General features: G+C 73.0%; 15 protein-coding genes. 12 read left to right on the top strand and 3 right to left on the bottom strand.

The window, feature by feature from the left end:
* Window positions 1–104 precede the first annotated feature (104 nt).
* Window positions 105–1406 (top strand): hypothetical protein, encoded by a 1302-nt coding sequence (locus tag ABZ567_RS29620; RefSeq protein WP_360795629.1) that lies wholly within the window; start codon window positions 105–107, stop codon window positions 1404–1406.
* On the opposite strand, the gene ABZ567_RS29615 is transcribed toward ABZ567_RS29620, so the two are convergent.
* On the bottom strand, window positions 1384–2370 hold the full coding sequence (locus ABZ567_RS29615) for an ATP-binding protein (protein ID WP_360795627.1): 987 nt from the start codon (window positions 2368–2370) through the stop codon (window positions 1384–1386). The genes ABZ567_RS29620 and ABZ567_RS29615 overlap by 23 nt on opposite strands.
* A 102-nt stretch (window positions 2371–2472) precedes the next feature.
* Here ABZ567_RS29615 and ABZ567_RS29610 point away from each other — a divergent pair, with 102 nt between their 5' ends.
* Window positions 2473–3291, top strand: coding sequence for an oxidoreductase (locus tag ABZ567_RS29610; protein WP_360795624.1), 819 nt, complete (start codon window positions 2473–2475; stop codon window positions 3289–3291).
* A 423-nt stretch (window positions 3292–3714) separates the two neighbouring features.
* On the opposite strand, the gene ABZ567_RS29605 is transcribed toward ABZ567_RS29610, so the two are convergent.
* The gene (locus tag ABZ567_RS29605; protein ID WP_360795621.1) at window positions 3715–4581 is read right to left on the bottom strand and encodes an HAD-IB family hydrolase; all 867 of its coding nucleotides are present in this window, start codon (window positions 4579–4581) and stop codon (window positions 3715–3717) included.
* Between the two features lie 449 nt (window positions 4582–5030).
* Between ABZ567_RS29605 and ssd the strand changes: the two genes are divergently transcribed.
* The 7 genes from ssd to ABZ567_RS29570 all read left to right on the top strand — a co-directional run bounded on the left by ssd (window position 5031) and on the right by ABZ567_RS29570 (window position 10397).
* Window positions 5031–6176 carry a septum site-determining protein Ssd gene (gene ssd, locus ABZ567_RS29600; protein WP_360795618.1) on the top strand — a complete coding sequence of 382 codons (1146 nt, stop codon included), beginning with the start codon at window positions 5031–5033 and terminating at the stop codon, window positions 6174–6176.
* Window positions 6173–7333: a TadA family conjugal transfer-associated ATPase gene (locus tag ABZ567_RS29595; protein ID WP_360795615.1), complete on the top strand. Its 1161-nt coding sequence runs from the start codon at window positions 6173–6175 to the stop codon at window positions 7331–7333. Before ssd ends, ABZ567_RS29595 begins: the two co-directional genes overlap by 4 nt.
* Window positions 7333–8226 carry a type II secretion system F family protein gene (locus ABZ567_RS29590; RefSeq protein ID WP_360795612.1) on the top strand — a complete coding sequence of 298 codons (894 nt, stop codon included), beginning with the start codon at window positions 7333–7335 and terminating at the stop codon, window positions 8224–8226. Before ABZ567_RS29595 ends, ABZ567_RS29590 begins: the two co-directional genes overlap by 1 nt.
* Complete coding sequence (locus tag ABZ567_RS29585) at window positions 8223–8987, top strand: type II secretion system F family protein (RefSeq protein ID WP_360795609.1); 765 nt, start codon at window positions 8223–8225, stop codon at window positions 8985–8987. Before ABZ567_RS29590 ends, ABZ567_RS29585 begins: the two co-directional genes overlap by 4 nt.
* Window positions 8988–9065: 78 nt before the next feature.
* The gene (locus tag ABZ567_RS29580) at window positions 9066–9272 is read left to right on the top strand and encodes a DUF4244 domain-containing protein (RefSeq protein ID WP_360795606.1); all 207 of its coding nucleotides are present in this window, start codon (window positions 9066–9068) and stop codon (window positions 9270–9272) included.
* Window positions 9259–9816 (top strand): TadE family type IV pilus minor pilin, encoded by a 558-nt coding sequence (locus ABZ567_RS29575; RefSeq protein WP_360795603.1) that lies wholly within the window; start codon window positions 9259–9261, stop codon window positions 9814–9816. Before ABZ567_RS29580 ends, ABZ567_RS29575 begins: the two co-directional genes overlap by 14 nt.
* A gap of 242 nt (window positions 9817–10058) precedes the next feature.
* Entirely contained in the window at window positions 10059–10397 is a 339-nt protein-coding gene (locus tag ABZ567_RS29570) for an Rv3654c family TadE-like protein (protein ID WP_360795600.1), read from the top strand.
* Here the strand turns inward: ABZ567_RS29570 and ABZ567_RS29565 are convergent.
* Complete coding sequence (locus tag ABZ567_RS29565) at window positions 10333–12816, bottom strand: DEAD/DEAH box helicase (protein ID WP_360795597.1); 2484 nt, start codon at window positions 12814–12816, stop codon at window positions 10333–10335. The two genes, ABZ567_RS29570 and ABZ567_RS29565, sit on opposite strands and share 65 nt — an antisense overlap.
* Window positions 12817–12896: 80 nt before the next feature.
* Here ABZ567_RS29565 and ABZ567_RS29560 point away from each other — a divergent pair, with 80 nt between their 5' ends.
* The 3 genes from ABZ567_RS29560 (at window position 12897) to ABZ567_RS29550 (ending at window position 16261) form a co-directional block, all read left to right on the top strand.
* Complete coding sequence (locus ABZ567_RS29560) at window positions 12897–13250, top strand: STAS domain-containing protein (RefSeq protein ID WP_015034520.1); 354 nt, start codon at window positions 12897–12899, stop codon at window positions 13248–13250.
* A gap of 15 nt (window positions 13251–13265) precedes the next feature.
* The gene (locus ABZ567_RS29555) at window positions 13266–13724 is read left to right on the top strand and encodes an ATP-binding protein (RefSeq protein WP_360795594.1); all 459 of its coding nucleotides are present in this window, start codon (window positions 13266–13268) and stop codon (window positions 13722–13724) included.
* A 227-nt stretch (window positions 13725–13951) separates the two neighbouring features.
* On the top strand, window positions 13952–16261 hold the full coding sequence (locus ABZ567_RS29550; RefSeq protein ID WP_360795591.1) for a sodium-translocating pyrophosphatase: 2310 nt from the start codon (window positions 13952–13954) through the stop codon (window positions 16259–16261).
* Window positions 16262–16369 lie beyond the last annotated feature (108 nt).

Genomic DNA, 16369 nt, shown 5'->3' with positions numbered 1-16369 from the left:
GGCCGTGGTGGTGCGACGTTGACGCGGCCCGTACGGAAGCTCGCCGGGCAGCTCGTACGGAAGCTCGCACGGAATCTCGCACGGAACCGAGGAGAGGTGGGCGGATGACAGCCGCCGGGAGAAGGACCACTGCCCAGAGGAAGACGCTCGCAGCCGGCGCCCTCGCCGTCGCCCTGATCACCGGCCTCGCCGGCTGTTCGGGCTCCGACGGCGCCGCCACGGAGGGCACGCAGGGAGGCGCGGGCACCAAGAAGGGGCCGGCCGCCGCCCCGCCGAACACGGTCCGCCTGATCGGCGACGGCTCCACGGCCTTCACCGGAGCCCAGCCCCACCAGCCGGTCTGGCAGCGCCTCAAGCCGGGCGAGACCCCGCCGCAGTTCGTCGTCTTCTCCTGGGACGGCGCCGGCGAGGACAGCCAGAAGCTCTTCTCGCACTTCCGCTCCGTGGGCAGGAAGTACGACGCCACCATGACGTACTTCCTCAGCGGGGTGTACCTGCTGCCGGAGGAGAAGCGGAAGCTGTACGACCCGCCGCAGCACAGCCCCGGGCGCTCCGACATCGGTTTCAACGACACCGAGGGCATCCGCGCCACCGTCCGCGAACTGCGTGCGGCGTGGCAGGAGGGCAACGAGATCGGCACCCACTTCAACGGGCACTTCTGCGGGAAGGAGGGGGGCGTCGGCAACTGGTCGGTCGAGGAGTGGAAGAGCGAGATCAACCAGGCCAAGTCCTTCGTCAAGAACTGGAAGACCAACGCGGGCCTGCGCGCGGAGCAGCCGCTGCCGTTCGACTACGACAAGGAACTCGTCGGCGCCCGCACCCCCTGCCTCGAAGGCCGGAAGAACTTCGTCCGGGCGGCGGCGCAGATGGGCTTCCGTTACGACACGAGCGGTGTGAACGACCAGATCTGGCCCAAGAAGGACCTGGGCCTGTGGGACCTGTCGATGCACCTCGTGCCCGTCCCCGGCCGCGCCTTCCAGACGCTGGCCATGGACTACAACTTCCTCGTCAACCAGTCACCCGGCACCACCCAGGGCGACCCGTCCCAGCACAGGTACTGGGGCGACCAGATGCGGGACGGCCTGGTGGAGGCCTTCGAGCGCTCCTACCGGGGCAACCGGGCGCCGGTCATCATCGGCAACCACTTCGAGTCCTGGAACGGCGGCACGTACATGCGGGCCATCGAGGAGACCATCGCCACGGTGTGCGTGCAGAAGGACGTCAAGTGCGTGTCCTTCCGCCAGCTCGCCGACTGGCTCGACGCCCAGGACCCCGACGTCATCGCCAAGATGCGCACCCTGAAGGTCGGTGAGGCACCGCCGGGCGGCTGGAAGGCCTTCCTCGCCCCCCAGCCGGCGGCCCCCGCGGCCCCGCCCGCTCCCGCTAAGCAGGCTGCACGGCACTGAGGTCCTCGGTCAGCACGAACCCGGGGTCGACCTGCGCCGCGAGGTCGGCCCCGGTCTTGGCGTTGCCCCAGCTCTCCGCGTTGCGCAGGTGGAAGTGGACCATCTGGCGGGTGTAGCGCTCCCAGTCCCGGTCGGCGTACGAGTCGTCCGCCGCGTCCTGGAGGGCCTGGAGGGACATCCGGTTCTCCGCCTCCAGGAGCTCGAAGCGCGGCGGGCGGCCCTTCTCCATCGCGCGGACCCAGTCCGAGTGGCCCACCGTCACGAGCAGGTCGTCGCCGACCTCCGCCCGCAGGAAGTCGAGGTCGTCCTCCCCCTGCACCTTGTTGCCGACGACCTTGAGCGCGACGCCGAAGTCCCGGGCGTACTCCTTGTACTGGCGGTAGACCGAGACGCCCTTGCGGGTCGGCTCGGCGACCAGGAACGTCATGTCGAAGCGGGTGAAGAGGCCGGAGGCGAACGAGTCCGAGCCCGCCGTCATGTCGACGACCACGTACTCGTCGACGCCGTCGACCATGTGGTTGAGGCAGAGCTCCACCGCGCCGACCTTCGAGTGGTAGCAGGAGACCCCGAGGTCCGACTCCGTGAAGGAGCCGGTCGCCATCAGACGGATCTCGCCGTCGTCGAGCATGACCGGCCGGGCGCAGGCCTCGTACACCGGGTTCTCCTCGCGGACCCGCAGCAGCCGCGAACCCTCCCCGGGCGGCGTCGTCTTGATCATCGTGTCGGCGGAGACGATCCGCTGGTTGCTGCCCCGCAGGTACTCCTTGATGAGCGGCAGATGCGCCCCCATCGCGGGGAGCGCGGCGGCCTCCGGTTCGGGCAGGCCGAGCGCGACCCCCAGGTGCTGGTTGATGTCGGCGTCGACGGCGACGACCGGGGCTTCGTTGGCGGCGAGGTGGCGGATGAAGAGCGAGGACAGCGTGGTCTTGCCGCTGCCGCCCTTCCCCACGAAAGCGATCTTCATGTTCACCTAGCGTAGTGGCATGAGCGCTCCTCGTGGTCAAGGTGCGTGAAGAAGACCACTCCATCGTGGGGCGGACCCCGGGGGCGCGTAGCCTCCCTACTTATGAGTACGCACGCCTCTGACCCCTTGGCCGCCCTCGGCTCCCTGCCGGGCGTCGCCGACGCGGTGGACTCCGTACGCAAGGCCGTCGACCGGGTCTACGGCCACCGCGTGATGCGCCGCCGCAGCAACGAGATCTCGTCCGAGGCGGCCCTGCGCGGCGCCCGCGGCTCGGCCGCCCTGTCCGGCGCCGACTGGGCCCTGGAAGAGGTCCGACGGCGCACCGACTTCGGGGCCGACCCCGAGGCCCGCACGGTCGGAGCGGCCCTGAGGCTCGGCGCCGAGGCGGGACAGCTGCTCTCCATCTGGCGCCAGTCGCCGCTGCGGGTGCTCGCCCGGCTCCACCTGGTCGCCGCGGGCGAGCCGGGCGCATCGGTGGGGCGGCCCCGGCTGGACGGCGAGGCGGTCGACGAGCCGCTGATCGCGGCTCCGGCGCCGTCCCCCGCCGAGGTCGCGGGCCGACTCGACGGCCTCGCGGAGCTGATCGTCGCGGGCGGCGAGGCCCCGGCGCTGGTGACGGCGGCCGTGGTGCACGGTGAACTGCTCGCGCTGCGGCCGTTCACCTCTTGCAACGGTCTGGTGGCGCGGGCGGCCGAGCGGATCGTCCTCGTCGGCAGCGGTCTCGACCCCAAGGCGATCTGTCCGGCTGAGGTCGGCCACGCCGAACAGGGCCGGGACGCGTACCTGGCCGCGTTCGAGGGCTACCTGTCGGGGACCGCGGACGGCGTCGGCGGCTGGATCGCGCACTGCGGCCGCTCGGTCGAGCTGGGAGTCCGGGAGTCGACCGCCGTCTGCGAGGCGCTCCAGCGCGGCGCGGCCTGACAGAGCCCGTCCGAGCGAAGGTGTCCTGGGGGTCGTCTGGGCGCAGGAGCGATCCCGAGGGCAGGTCTGGGCGAAGAGTCGCCCCGCGGGCCAGGCTGGGCGAAAGGGCGGCTTCGCGAGGACCGGCTGGGCGAAGGGTTGCGGCGGTACCAAGTTCTGGTACCGCCGCTGGCACGTCCACCCAGTTACCAAGCGTCCTCGATATGTGCCCATCAGGCCGGGAACTTTGCCCGTGGCCTGGTGCGGCTGGCCCGTAATCGACGGGTCGACGTCGCGTGGGTGCCCGGTTTCCGTGCTAGGTCCGTGGGGCCTTCATGCTCAACAGGTGATCCTATCGGATGTCCTTGGTCTCGCGGGCCTGATTCCTTTCTACTCCTCTCGGAGTAGAAGCGAAAGTGCTGGCTCCACTTCTCTGCTCACTGCTCAAATTCGGGCAAAGTCATCCGCCACCCGATGAGCGAGGGCGGCCTGTCGACGCCGGGACGCGTACCAGACGAGTCCCGCGCCCACGGCGGCCGCACCGACGGCCGCTGCCGCGACGAGCGTGGGCCGTGGCGGCATCCGGAACTCGGGCAGTCGCTGCTTGAGCCGTACCGGCTTCTCGAAGGCGAGAACCGGCCAGGCGCGGGCCGCTGCCTCACGGCGCAGCGTCCGGTCGGGATTGACCGCGTACGGGTGACCGACGGCCTCCAGCATGGGGATGTCGGTCCCTGAGTCGCTGTAGGCGTAGCAGCGCGAGAGGTCGTAGCCCTCCGACTCCGCCAGCTCCCGCACCGCGTCGGCCTTGGTCGGCCCGTAGGCGTAGTACTCCACCTCGCCGGTGAAGCAGCCGTCCTCGCCGACCACCATCCGGGTGGCCACGACCCGGTCGGCCCCGAGCATCTCGCCGATCGGTTCGACCACCTCGGCGCCGGAGGTCGAGACGATCACGACGTCGCGGCCGGCGGCGTGATGCTCCTCGATGAGGGACGCCGCCTCGTCGTAGATGATCGGGTCGATCAGGTCGTGAAGGGTCTCGGCGACGAGCTCCTTCACCTGGGCCACGTTCCAGCCTTTGCAGAGCGCGGAAAGATATTCGCGCATCCGCTCCATCTGGTCGTGATCGGCTCCACCCGCCAGGAAGACGAACTGGATGTAGGCCGTCCGCAGGGCGGCGCGGCGGCTGATCAGTCCGCCACGGTAGAAGGACTTGCTGAAGGTGAGCGTCGAGGACTTCGCAATGACCGTCTTGTCCAGGTCAAAGAAGGCGGCTGTGCGCGGCAAGGAGTGGTTTTCCACAAGGCTGAGCATAGGTGCCCGCCATTCGGCGTACGCTGGGGCGCGTGGGTTTGCCTGAGAAGGCTCTCGGGTACACCATGGAAGTCACGGATCGTTCGCGACCGTGCTAACCCGGCCCGGCTCCTCCCCCCCCGAGTCGGCCGGAAAGACGACCCCCGCTCTCCCCCCCGGCGGGGGTCGTCGCATGTCCGGAGCCGTTTCGGCGCTGTATGACATCGTCTGCTCCCTTCCTTCCGGCCATCGGCCGCGATACGGTCCCCGCCCGAGCGGACCCTCGATTCATCACTCACAGTAATCGGCGAGCTGCGTTCCGGGTAGTCCCTGGGCGGGTGACGAAGTTATTCACAGGCCTTCGGATATCCCCAGTTTTTCGGGGAGATCCCCAAGATTCTCGGCACGGCCCCACGGTGATTCCTGTCGCGAAGTTCGCGAACGGCAGGAATCACGAGAGGGCGTGGGTCATGGAGACCACCAGGACTTCCGGCGCCGGACGGAGGGCGCGGACTTCGCCGCCGAGCGGGACGGAGGCGTCCGCCGCCGACGAGCCGCGTCGGACGGGGCCGCTGATCGTCACGGAGGACCTCGGGTTGCTCGACGACCTCCTCCGGCTGTGCGCCGCCGCGGGGGTCGAGCCCGAGGTGCACCACAGGGTGCCTGAGCGGCGGACGAGCTGGACCGATCCACCGCTCGTCCTGATCGGCGACGACGCCGCGGCCCGCTGCCGGGGAGCGGCGCGCCGCCCGGGGACCGTCCTCGTCGGCCACGACCGGGACGACCCGGCAGTGTGGCGGCTGGCCGTCGAGATCGGGGCGGAGTGCGTGCTGCGGCTGCCGGAAGCCGAAGGCGTCCTCGTCGACCGCATCGCCGACGCGGCCGAGGGCGTGGGACGGCAGGCGCTGACCGTGGGCGTCGTCGGCGGGCGCGGCGGCGCGGGCGCCTCCACCCTGGCCTGCGGGCTCGCGCTCGCCGCCGCCCGGACCGGACGACGGACCCTGCTCGTCGACGGCGACCCGCTCGGTGGGGGACTCGACGTGTTGCTCGGCGGCGAGCGCGAGGAGGGCAGACGATGGCCCGACTTCACCGCGTCCAAGGGCCGCCTCGCCGGCGGCGCCCTGGAGGAGTCCCTGCCGTCCGTGCGGGGGGTCCGGGTGCTCAGCTGGGGCAGGGAGCCCGCGGTGCCGGTGCCGCCCGAAGCCGTCCGGTCCGTGCTCGCCGCGGCCCGCCGCCGTGGTGGGGTCGTGGTGGTCGACCTGCCGCGCGGCGCCGACGAGGCGGCCACCGAGGCCCTCGCTCAGCTCGACCTCGGACTCATCGTCGTGCCCGGCGAGTTGCGGGCCGTCGCGGCGGCCCACCGGGTGGCTTCGACGCTCTCCATGAGCGTGCGCGACCTCCGGGCCGTGGTCCGTGGTCCGTACGCCGCGGGGCTCGACGAGCGATGGGTCGCCGACGCGCTGCGGCTGCCGCTCGCCGGTGAACTCCCCTACGACCCGGGGATCGTGGCCGACCAGGACGCGGGCCTGCCGCCGGGCGCCGAGCCACGCGGTCCGCTCGGCCGGTTCTGCGACGCCTTCTGGGCGTGCGCCCTCGGCCCCGGCGGTGCGGCATGACCGGAGAGGGAGGCGTGGGACTGCTCGACGCGGTACGGCAGCGCCTCGCGGCCAGCGGGTCCGAGCCCACGCCGGCCCGGGTCGCGGCGGCACTGCGGGCCCAGGGACGGCTGCTCGGTGACGCGGAAGTCCTGGGCGTGGCGGAGGAATTGCGGTGCGAGCTGATCGGCACCGGCCCTCTCGAACCGCTGCTCGCCGACCCGGCCGTCACCGACGTCCTGGTCTCGGCGCCCGACCGGGTGTGGGTGGACCGCGGCGCCGGACTCGAGCGGGCTCCGGTGTCCTTTCCCGACGCCGCGGCGGTGCGCAGGCTCGCCCAGCGGCTCGCGGCGGTGGCCGGACGCCGGCTCGACGACGCCCGGCCCTGGGTGGACGCGCGGCTGCCCGACGGCACCCGGATGCACGCCGTACTCCCGCCGGTGGCGGTCGGCTCGACGTGCCTGTCGCTACGGGTGGTGCGGCCGCGCGCCTTCACCCTGGAGGAGCTGGCGGCGGCGGGCACCGTTCCGCCGGGCGGCGCGTCGATCCTGCGCGCCCTGATCGACGCCCGGGTGTCGTACCTGGTCAGCGGTGGCACGGGGACAGGGAAGACGACGCTGCTCGCCTCCCTGCTCGGACTGGTGGGGGAGCGGGAGCGGATCGTGCTCGCGGAGGACTCCGCGGAGCTGAGGCCTGACCACCCGCATGTGGTGCGTCTTGAGGCGCGGCCGGCGAACCAGGAGGGCGCCGGACTCGTGACCCTCCGGGACCTGGTTCGTCAGGCGCTGCGGATGCGGCCCGACCGGCTGGTCGTCGGTGAGGTCCGGGGCGGCGAGGCCGTGGATCTCCTCGCTGCCCTCAACACGGGCCATGAAGGCGGCTCGGGAACGGTCCATGCCAACACCGCGGCGGACGTGCCGGCCCGGCTCGAAGCCCTGGGGACGGCCGCGGGGCTCGACCGGGCCGCTCTGCACAGCCAGTTGGGAGCCGGTCTGTCGGTCGTGCTGCACCTGGCCCGGGACCGGCTCGGGCGGCGGCGGATCGCGGAGGTGCACGTCCTGGAGCGGGACAGGGACGGCCTCGTGCGGACGGTTCCGGCGCTGCGGTGGGGCGCGTCCGGGTTCGAGCGGGACCGGGGCTGGGAGCGGCTGCGGTCGCTGATCGGAGGGGGAGCGTGATGACGACCGAACCGGTGGCGGTAAGGGTGCTGGCCCAGGGGATGGCGGCGCTCTGCGTGGGTCTCGCCCTGTGGGGGGTGATCGCGCGGCGACGCTGTGTGAACAGGGCGACGGCCGTTCTCTTACGGGGCGGACCTGGTGCGCCCGACGCTCCGGGCGGTCCCGGGGTGGCGGGGCGGGCGTTGGTCGCGCGCTGGTGGACGGTGGCCCGCGGACGGCGTGCGTGGCTGTGCCTGCCTGTGGCGGGGATCCTCGCGCTGCTCGGCGAGTCACCGCTGCCGCTCGTGGCGGGGGCGGTCGCGGTGCCGCTGGTGGGGCGGCGGCTGCGGGCGGCCGAGCGCCGCAAGGGACGTGAGGCGCGGGCCGAGCGAGTGGCAGCGCTGTGCGGGGCGGTCGTCGGAGAGCTGAGGGCCGGATGGCAGCCCGCGCATGCCCTGGCCTTCGCGGCCCGGGAGACGGGCGCGCTGGGGGGTGAGGAGGCGGCGGTGCTCGCGGCGGCCCGCTTCGGCGGGGACGTGCCGGACGCCCTGCGGAAGGCCGCGGGACAGGACGGCGCCGAGGGCCTCGCGGGCATGGCGGCCTGCTGGCAGGTGGCCGTGAACGGTGGCGCGGGCCTGGCCGCCGGCCTCGACCGGCTCGAAACCGCTCTGCGGGACCACCACGAGCAGCGGGAGCGGCTGCGGGCCGAACTGGCGGGCGCCTGGGCCACGGTGGCGGTGCTCGCGCTGCTTCCGGTGGCTGGAATCGCCCTGGGTGCCGCGCTCGGTGCCGAGCCGCTGCGGGTGCTGCTGCACACACCGGCGGGCCTGGGCTGCCTCGTCGTGGGCGGGGCTCTCGAAGCCGTCGGCCTGTGGTGGGCCGCGCGGGTCGTACGAGGAGGGGAGCGGGCGTGATCGGGGCGTTCCACCCGGCGGGGGCCGTGGTCCTGGCGTTGATCTGCTGCGCGCAGGTCGCGCGGGAGGTGATCGGCGAGCGCCGGGCGAGAGGGATGCGACGACGTTTGGAAAGCCTCCTTGAGGCGCCGGAACCACGGCCCCTGAAGGGGCGGCCGGGGCTGCCGGTGTGGGTGGTGCGGTGGGGAGCGTCGCTCGTGGCGGTCGGCCTCGGCTGGGAGTTGTTCGGGGGGTTCGGCGGCCTGTTCGCGGGCGTCCTGGTCATGGCCGGGCTCAGGCGGGAAGCGGCGAGGAGAGCCTCACCGCAGGTCGACGACGAGGAGACGACACGCCATCTTCCGCTCGCCGCCGATCTGTTGGCGGCCTGCGCCTCGGCGGGAGCGGGGCCCGGGGAGGCGGCGGAGGCCGTCGGCCGGTCCCTCGGCGGCCCGCTGGGCGAGCGGCTGACCCGTACGGCGGCCGAGCTGCGGCTCGGCGGCGAACCGGCCGAGGTGTGGCGGAGGTTCGGCGCGATAGCGGGCGCCGCGGGGCTGGCCCGCTGCATGGAACGGGCCGGTTCCTCGGGAGCGCCCGCGGCGGAGGCAGTCGCGCGGCACGCGGCGGCGTTGCGGTCGGCCCGCGCCCGTGCGGCGGAGGCCAGGGCGCGCCGCGCGCAGGTGCTGATCAGCGCCCCCGTGGGGCTCTGCTTCCTGCCCGCCTTCCTGGCGGTGGGGGTGGCCCCGGTGGTCATCGGACTCGCGACGGGGCTCCTGGACGGATGAACGGCGAGGCCGGAGTGACACACGACGACACACGACACACGACGAGACACGACGAGACGACGATTCGAGGAGGTCGGCATGGCAGGCAGGGCGACGGTGTGCGGTTGGTGGCGGACGCGAAGGGCGGCCGCCCGTGGCGACGAGGGGATGACGACGTCCGAGTACGCGGTGGGAACGATCGCGGCGGCGGGGTTCGCCGCGGTCCTGTACAAGATCGTGACCAGTGGGGCGGTCTCCGGCGCGTTGGAGTCGGTGATCGGGAAGGCCCTCGATGCGCCGTTCTGACCGGGGGTTCGTGACCGTGGAGGCGGCGATGGTGTTGCCCGTCCTCGCGCTGTTCACGGTGACGCTGCTCTGGGCGCTGGCGGCCGCCGCCGCGCAGATCCGCTGCGTGGACGCGGCACGGGCCGGGGCACGAGCCGCGGCCCGCTCCGAGCCCGCACCCGCCGCCGAGGCGGCCGCACGGTCCGCCGCGCCCGAGGGCGCCCGGGTGTCGGTGACGCGGTCGGGGGAGCTGTGGCGGGTGACGGTGGAGGCCGCCGCCCCTGGCCCCGGGGGCATGGGGCTCACCCTGAGAGCGGACGCGGCGGCCCTCGCCGAGGACGCGACACTCGCCGGTGTGGCGACCGGCACGGCGGCGACCAGCGGCGCGGCGACCAGCGGCGCGGCAACCCGGGGCGCGGCGACTGGGGGTGCGGAGACCAGCGGAGCGGCAACCGGAGGCGGGGGGACCGGCGGCGGTGCGGAGTCAGGAGGCGGCCCGGTGTCAGAGGGCCCGGCGACCGGCGCTGCGGCCATCGGCGGCGCGGGGTCCGGGGGCCCGCCGTGACTGCCGAAGCTGCCGGGAGCCGCTGCGGGCGCCGGGTTCGTGGCGGGGTCCGCGGCCGGGTCCGGCACCTGGGTCGGCGCCTTGGCCGGGTCCGGCACTTGGGTCGGCGCCTTGGCCGGGTCCGGCACTTGGGTCGGCGCCTTGGCCGGGGCTGGCGCCGGGTCCGGGGTCGGGCCGCAGTGCCGGGCCCGGGTCCGCGGGACCGGCGCACCGGCTCCCGGTCCGACCGGGGTGCGGCGACCGTGTGGGTGGCGTTCGCGGCCTGTGCGCTCTGCGTGGTGTTCGGGGTCGTGCTCGCGCTGGGGCAGGCCGTGGCGGCCCGGCACCGGGCCGGTGGGGCCGCAGACCTGGCCGCCCTCGCCGCCGCCGACCGTGCCCTGTGGGGCGAGGCGGAGGCGTGCGCCGTCGCCTCCCGGGTGGCCGCGGCGCAGCGCGCCGAGGTGGTGCGGTGCGCGGTGCGGGGGGACATCGCGGAGGTGACCGCCCGCGTCGCCTCCGGTCCCTACCAACCCGAGATCAGGTCGCGGGCGGGGCCCCCGGGCCCTCAGGGCCCCCCGGGGCTTCCCGCAGGATCTCCGTGAGGAGGCGTACCGCGCCCCGCTTGTGGAGCGGATCGTTGCCGTTGCCGCACTTCGGGGACTGGATGCAGGACGGGCAGCCCGCCTCGCACTCGCAGGAGGCGATGGCCTCCCTGGTGGCCGTCAGCCAGGCGCGGGCCGTGTGGAAGGCCCGCTCGGCGAAGCCCGCGCCGCCGGGATGGCCGTCGTACACGAAGACGGTGGGCAGCAGGGTGTCCGGGTGGAGCGGTACGGAGACACCGCCGATGTCCCACCGGTCACAGGTGGCGAACAGCGGCAGCATGCCGATGGAGGCGTGCTCGGCGGCGTGCAGGGCGCCGCCGAGGATCTCCGGGCTGATCCGGGCGGCGTCGAGCTGGTCCTCGGTGACCGTCCACCAGACGGCCCGGGTGCGCAGGGTGCGGGGCGGCAGATCGAGCTTGGTCTCGCCGAGCACCTCGCCCGTGATCAGGCGGCGGCGCAGGAAGGAGACGACCTGGTTGGTGACCTCGACGGAGCCGAAGCAGAGGCGGCCGGCTCCCCAGGGGATCTCGGTCTCGGTGTCGAGGACGGTGATGGAGGTGGTGTCGCGGGCGGTGGTGGAGTACGGCGGGACGGCCTCCTCCACGAGGGCCACGGAGTCCTCGAGGTCGAGCTCCCGCACCAGATAGGTGCGGCCCTGGTGGAGGTGGACGGCGCCCTCGTGGACGGCGGTGTGGGAGGCGGCCTCGTCCACGGTGCCGAGCAGTCGTCCGGTGCCGGCCTCGACGATCCGGACGGGGCTGCCGCCGCCGCCCCGGATGTCGGTGAGGTCGGCGGCCCGCTCGCGCCGGGTCCAGTACCAGCCGGCGGAGCGGCGGCGCAGCAGACCGGCGCCCTCGAGCTGCGGCAGCAGTCCGGGGACGGCCGGGCCGAAGAGGGCCAGGTCCGGCTCGGTCAGCGGGAGTTCGGCCGCGGCGGCGCACAGATGGGGGGCGAGGACGTAGGGGTTGTCGGGGTCGAGGACGGTCGACTCGACCGGCTGGTCGAAGATCGCCTCCGGGTGGTGGACCAGGAAGGTGTCCAGCGGGTCGTCACGGGCGATCAGGATTGCGAGGGAGCCCTCGCCCCCGCGGCCGGCCCGGCCCGCCTGCTGCCACAGGGACGCCCGGGTGCCCGGATACCCGGCGATCAGGACCGCGTCCAGGCCCGAGACGTCCACGCCCAGCTCGAGAGCGGTCGTGGCGGCCAGACCGAGGAGCTCCCCGGAGTGCAGGGCCCGCTCCAGGGCGCGGCGCTCCTCGGGCAGGTAGCCGCCGCGATAGGCGGCGACACGCCGGGCGAGGGAGCGGTCGGTCTCGGCGAGCCGTTCCTGGGCGATCACCGAGATCAGCTCGGCGCCGCGCCGGGAGCGGACGAAGGCGACCGAGCGGACGCCCTGCCGGGTCAGGTCCGTCAGCAGGTCCGCGGTCTCGGCGGTGGCGGTACGGCGCACGGGAGCGCCGCGTTCGCCGTGCAGCTCGGTCAGCGGCGGCTCCCACAGGGCGAAGACCAGCTCACCACGGGGCGAGGCGTCGTCGGAGACCTCGGTGACCGGGAGGCCCGTGAGGCGGCCGGCGGCCAGGGCGGGCTCGGCGGAGGTGGCGGAGGCGAGGAGGAAGACCGGCTCGGAGCCGTACCGGGCGCAGATCCGGCGCAGTCGCCGCAGCACCTGGGCGACGTGGGAGCCGAAGACGCCCCGGTAGGTGTGGCACTCGTCGATCACGACGTAGCGCAGGGAGCGCAGGAAGGAGGACCACCGGGGGTGGGACGGGAGGATGCCCCGGTGCAGCATGTCGGGGTTGGTCAGCACGTAGTTCGCGTACTGCCGGACCCATTCCCGTTCCTCGACGGGGGTGTCGCCGTCGTAGACGGCGGGGCGGATCCGGGTGCCGAGGGGGGCGGCCAGCTCCCGCACGGCCCGCCGCTGGTCGGCGGCGAGGGCCTTGGTGGGCGAGAGGTACAGGGCGGTGGCGCCGCGCCCGTTGGGGGCCTCGGCGCCGTCCAGGAGGGTGCTGAGGACCGGGGCGAGGTAGGCCAGCGACTTGCCCGAGGCGGTGCCGGTGGCGATCACCACGGACTCGCCGTCCAGGGCGTGCTCGGCGGCCTGCGCCTGATGCGCCCAGGGGTGCGTGATTCCGGCCGCCTCGATCGCCGCGATCACCTCCGCACGGATGCGGTGCGGCCAGACTGCATGACGGCCCTCCCGGGCGGGCATGTGCTCCGTATGAGTGATGCGCGCGGCCCGGCTCTCGCCCGAGGAGAGCCGGTCGAGGACCATGCCGGGGGAGGGTCGGTTGCCCATGTCCCCGGCTGGACGACTGGGGTGGTGTTTCTTGGCCATCGGCACCGAGTGTGTCACTGCCATGACGGACAATGCTTCCAAGGCGTCGTGCATGGCTGCTGGTAAGTGATTGAATGCCATCGCGGCTGACGATCAGTTCTCTGACTCCGTCCGGGAGACCCCGGGGAACGATCGTTCGATAGCAAGGTGCTGGAGGATCCGTGGACCTGTCCCTGTCGACTCGCAATGTGTCCGGCGCTGGTGGCGACCGTACGGTCGTCGAGGTCGGTGGCGAGATTGATGTGTATACCGCGCCCAAGCTGCGCGAGCAGTTGGTCGAGTTGGTGAACGACGGCAGCTACCACCTGGTCGTCGACATGGAGGGCGTGGACTTCCTCGACTCCACCGGCCTCGGTGTGCTCGTCGGTGGCCTGAAGCGCGTCCGTGCCCATGAGGGCTCGCTGCGTCTCGTCTGCAACCAGGAGCGCATTCTCAAGATTTTCCGGATCACGGGTCTCACCAAGGTGTTCCCGATCCACACCTCGGTCGACGAGGCCGTCAACGCCGTCGACTGAGCCCAGGGGGTTCGCATGGCCACCGTTGAACTCCGTTTCAGCGCTCAGCCCGAGCACGTCCGCACGGCCCGCCTGGTGGCGGCCGCGGTGGCGCGCCGGGCCGGTGTCGACGAGGCGGTCCTCGACGAGGTGCGCCTCGCCGTGGGTGAGGCCTGTACCCGCGCGGTCGGGCTGCACCGCAGCAACGACGTCACGACGCCCATCCGGGTCGTGCTGACCGAGGAGGAGAAGTCGTTCTCCATCGAGGTCGGCGACGAGGTGCCCGGTGCGGGGGTGGCGGCGGCCGATGCCGCCGGTGTCCCCGGCGCGCGGTCCTCGGCCCCGGCCGAGGACTTCGACGACGCCGACGGTGAGGACGAGATGGGCCTCGCGGTGATCCGCGGGCTCGTCGACGACGTCGAGGTGAGCGCCGGCGCAGACGGCGGCACGATCCGGATGACCTGGCCGGTGAGTTCGGCGGACGTCCTGTCCTGACCCGTACGCGGCGCACGGCGACGTGAAGCTCTACGAGAAGAGGCCCTGCCCGCAGGGCCTCTTCTCGTTGCGCCTCCGCCTCCGCCTCCGCGGCCCCCCGCACTCGCACTGCCGCCCGTACCCGCGCCGCCGCCCCCGTACCGCCTGCGCTCCGGATTGGTGCATCCGCGCGGGTGAGCCTTCGGCATCCCCGTATGTGCCGTTTCCTCTCCCTATGATCCGTCTCCATGTACGCCACTTCTCTCGCCGCGGCGGTGCTCACGAGCGGGAACCGGACGATCGTGATCGTCGTGGGCGCCGTCGCCCTGGCCGCGCTGGTCGTCGCCCGGATCCTCGTCCGCCAGGTGCTCAGAGCGGGTGAGGGCACCGAGAAGATGAGGGAGATCGCCGCGGCCGTGCAGGAGGGGGCCAACGCCTACCTCGCGCGGCAGCTGCGGACCCTCGCCGTCTTCGCGGCCGCCGTGTTCTTCCTGCTGATGCTGCTGCCCGCGGACAACTGGTCGCAGCGCGCGGGACGCTCCCTGTTCTTCCTGGTCGGAGCGCTCTTCTCGGCGCTCACCGGGTACATCGGCATGCGGCTCGCCGTACGGGCCAACGTAAGGGTCGCCGCGGCGGCCAGGGAGGCCACCCCGGGGCCGGGCGAACCGGAGAGGGGTCTGACGGAGGTCGCGCACCGGGCCATGCGGATCGCGTTCCGTACCGGCGGTGTCGTCGGCATGTGCACGGTCGGCCTGGGACTCCTCGGTGTCGCCTGTGTCGTCCTCGTCTACGCCGCCGACGCGCCCAAGGTCCTGGAAGGATTCGGCCTCGGTGCCGCGCTCATCGCCATGTTCATGCGAGTGGGCGGCGGCATCTTCACCAAGGCCGCCGACGTCGGCGCCGACCTCGTCGGCAAGGTCGAGCAGGGAATCCCGGAGGACGACCCGCGCAACGCGGCCACGATCGCCGACAACGTGGGCGACAACGTCGGGGACTGCGCGGGCATGGCCGCCGACCTCTTCGAGTCGTACGCCGTGACCCTCGTCGCCGCGCTCATCCTCGGCAAGGCGGCCTTCGGCGACCACGGGCTCGCGTTCCCCCTGATCGTGCCGGCGATCGGCGTGGTCACCGCGGTCATCGGCATCTTCGCGGTCTCCCCGCGGCGCACCGACCGCGGCGGGATGACCGCGATCAACCGCGGCTTCCTCGTCTCGGCGGTCATCTCCCTCGTCGGGGTCGCCGTCGCCGCCTTCGCGTACCTGCCGTCCTCGTACGCCGAGCTCCGGGGTGTCACCGAGCCGGGCATCGGCGACCACGCCGGCGACCCCCGGGTCCTCGCCCTGGTCGCCGTCGCCCTCGGCATCGTCCTCGCGGCCCTCATCCAGCAGCTCACCGGCTACTTCACGGAGACGAGCCGGCGGCCGGTCCGGGACATCGGGAAGTCCTCGCTCACCGGTCCCGCGACCGTCGTCCTGGCGGGTGTGGCCCTCGGCATGGAGTCCGCCGTCTACACGGCCCTCCTGATCGGGCTCACCGTGTACGGGGCGTTCCTCCTCGGCGGGGGCTCGATCATGCTGGCGCTGTTCGCGGTCGCCCTCGCCGGTACCGGCCTCCTGACCACCGTCGGGGTGATCGTCGCCATGGATACCTTCGGCCCGGTCGCCGACAACGCCCAGGGCATCGCGGAGATGTCCGGGGACGTCCAGGGCTCCGGAGCCCGCGTCCTCACCGATCTGGACGCGGTCGGCAACACGACGAAGGCCATCACCAAGGGCATCGCCATCGCCACCGCCGTCCTCGCGGCCGCGGCGCTGTTCGGCTCGTACCGGGACGCCATCGCGACCTCGGTCGCCGAGGTCGGCGCGAGAGCGGGCGAGTTGACACTCTCGATGGACATCTCGCAGCCCAACAACCTCTTCGGGCTGATCCTCGGCTCGGCGGTCGTCTTCCTCTTCTCGGGGCTCGCGATCAGCGCCGTCTCCCGGTCGGCGGGTGCGGTGGTGTACGAGGTGCGGCGGCAGTTCCGCGAGCATCCCGGGATCATGAACTACACGGAGAAACCGGAGTACGGACGGGTCGTCGACATCTGCACCAAGGACGCGCTGCGGGAACTCGCCACGCCCGGGCTGCTCGCCGTGATGGCCCCGATCGCCGTCGGCTTCGCGCTCGGCGTCGGCGCCCTCGGCGCGTACCTCGCCGGAGCGATCGGCACGGGCGCGCTGATGGCGGTCTTCCTCGCCAACTCCGGTGGTGCCTGGGACAACGCGAAGAAGCTGGTCGAGGACGGGAACCACGGCGGCAAGGGCAGCGAGGCGCACGAGGCGACCGTCATCGGGGACACGGTCGGAGATCCGTTCAAGGACACCGCGGGCCCGGCGATCAACCCCCTCCTGAAGGTGATGAACCTGGTGGCGCTGCTCATCGCCCCGGCGGTCGTCCGGTTCAGCTACGGGGGTGACGCCAGTGCCGGGCTGCGGGCGGCGGTCGCCGGGGTCGCGCTGCTCGTGGTCATCGCCGCGGTGAGCGTCTCCAAGAGGCGCTCGGTGAGCGTGTCCTGACGCGCGTTCTCCTGACGTGCCGTCCGTCGATCCTTACGGCCGGTCGTCGGCCGGCTCTTCTGACGTGTTATCCGTCTCATGGCCGCGCGTTTCCGAGGGGAGTGAGAG

The organism is Streptomyces sp. NPDC016459 (assembly GCF_040632845.1).
In the GTDB taxonomy this organism is placed as follows: Bacteria; Actinomycetota; Actinomycetes; order Streptomycetales; family Streptomycetaceae; genus Streptomyces.
Note: the sequence above shows the minus strand (reverse complement) of the source record. Positions and strands in the feature narration are given on the sequence as shown.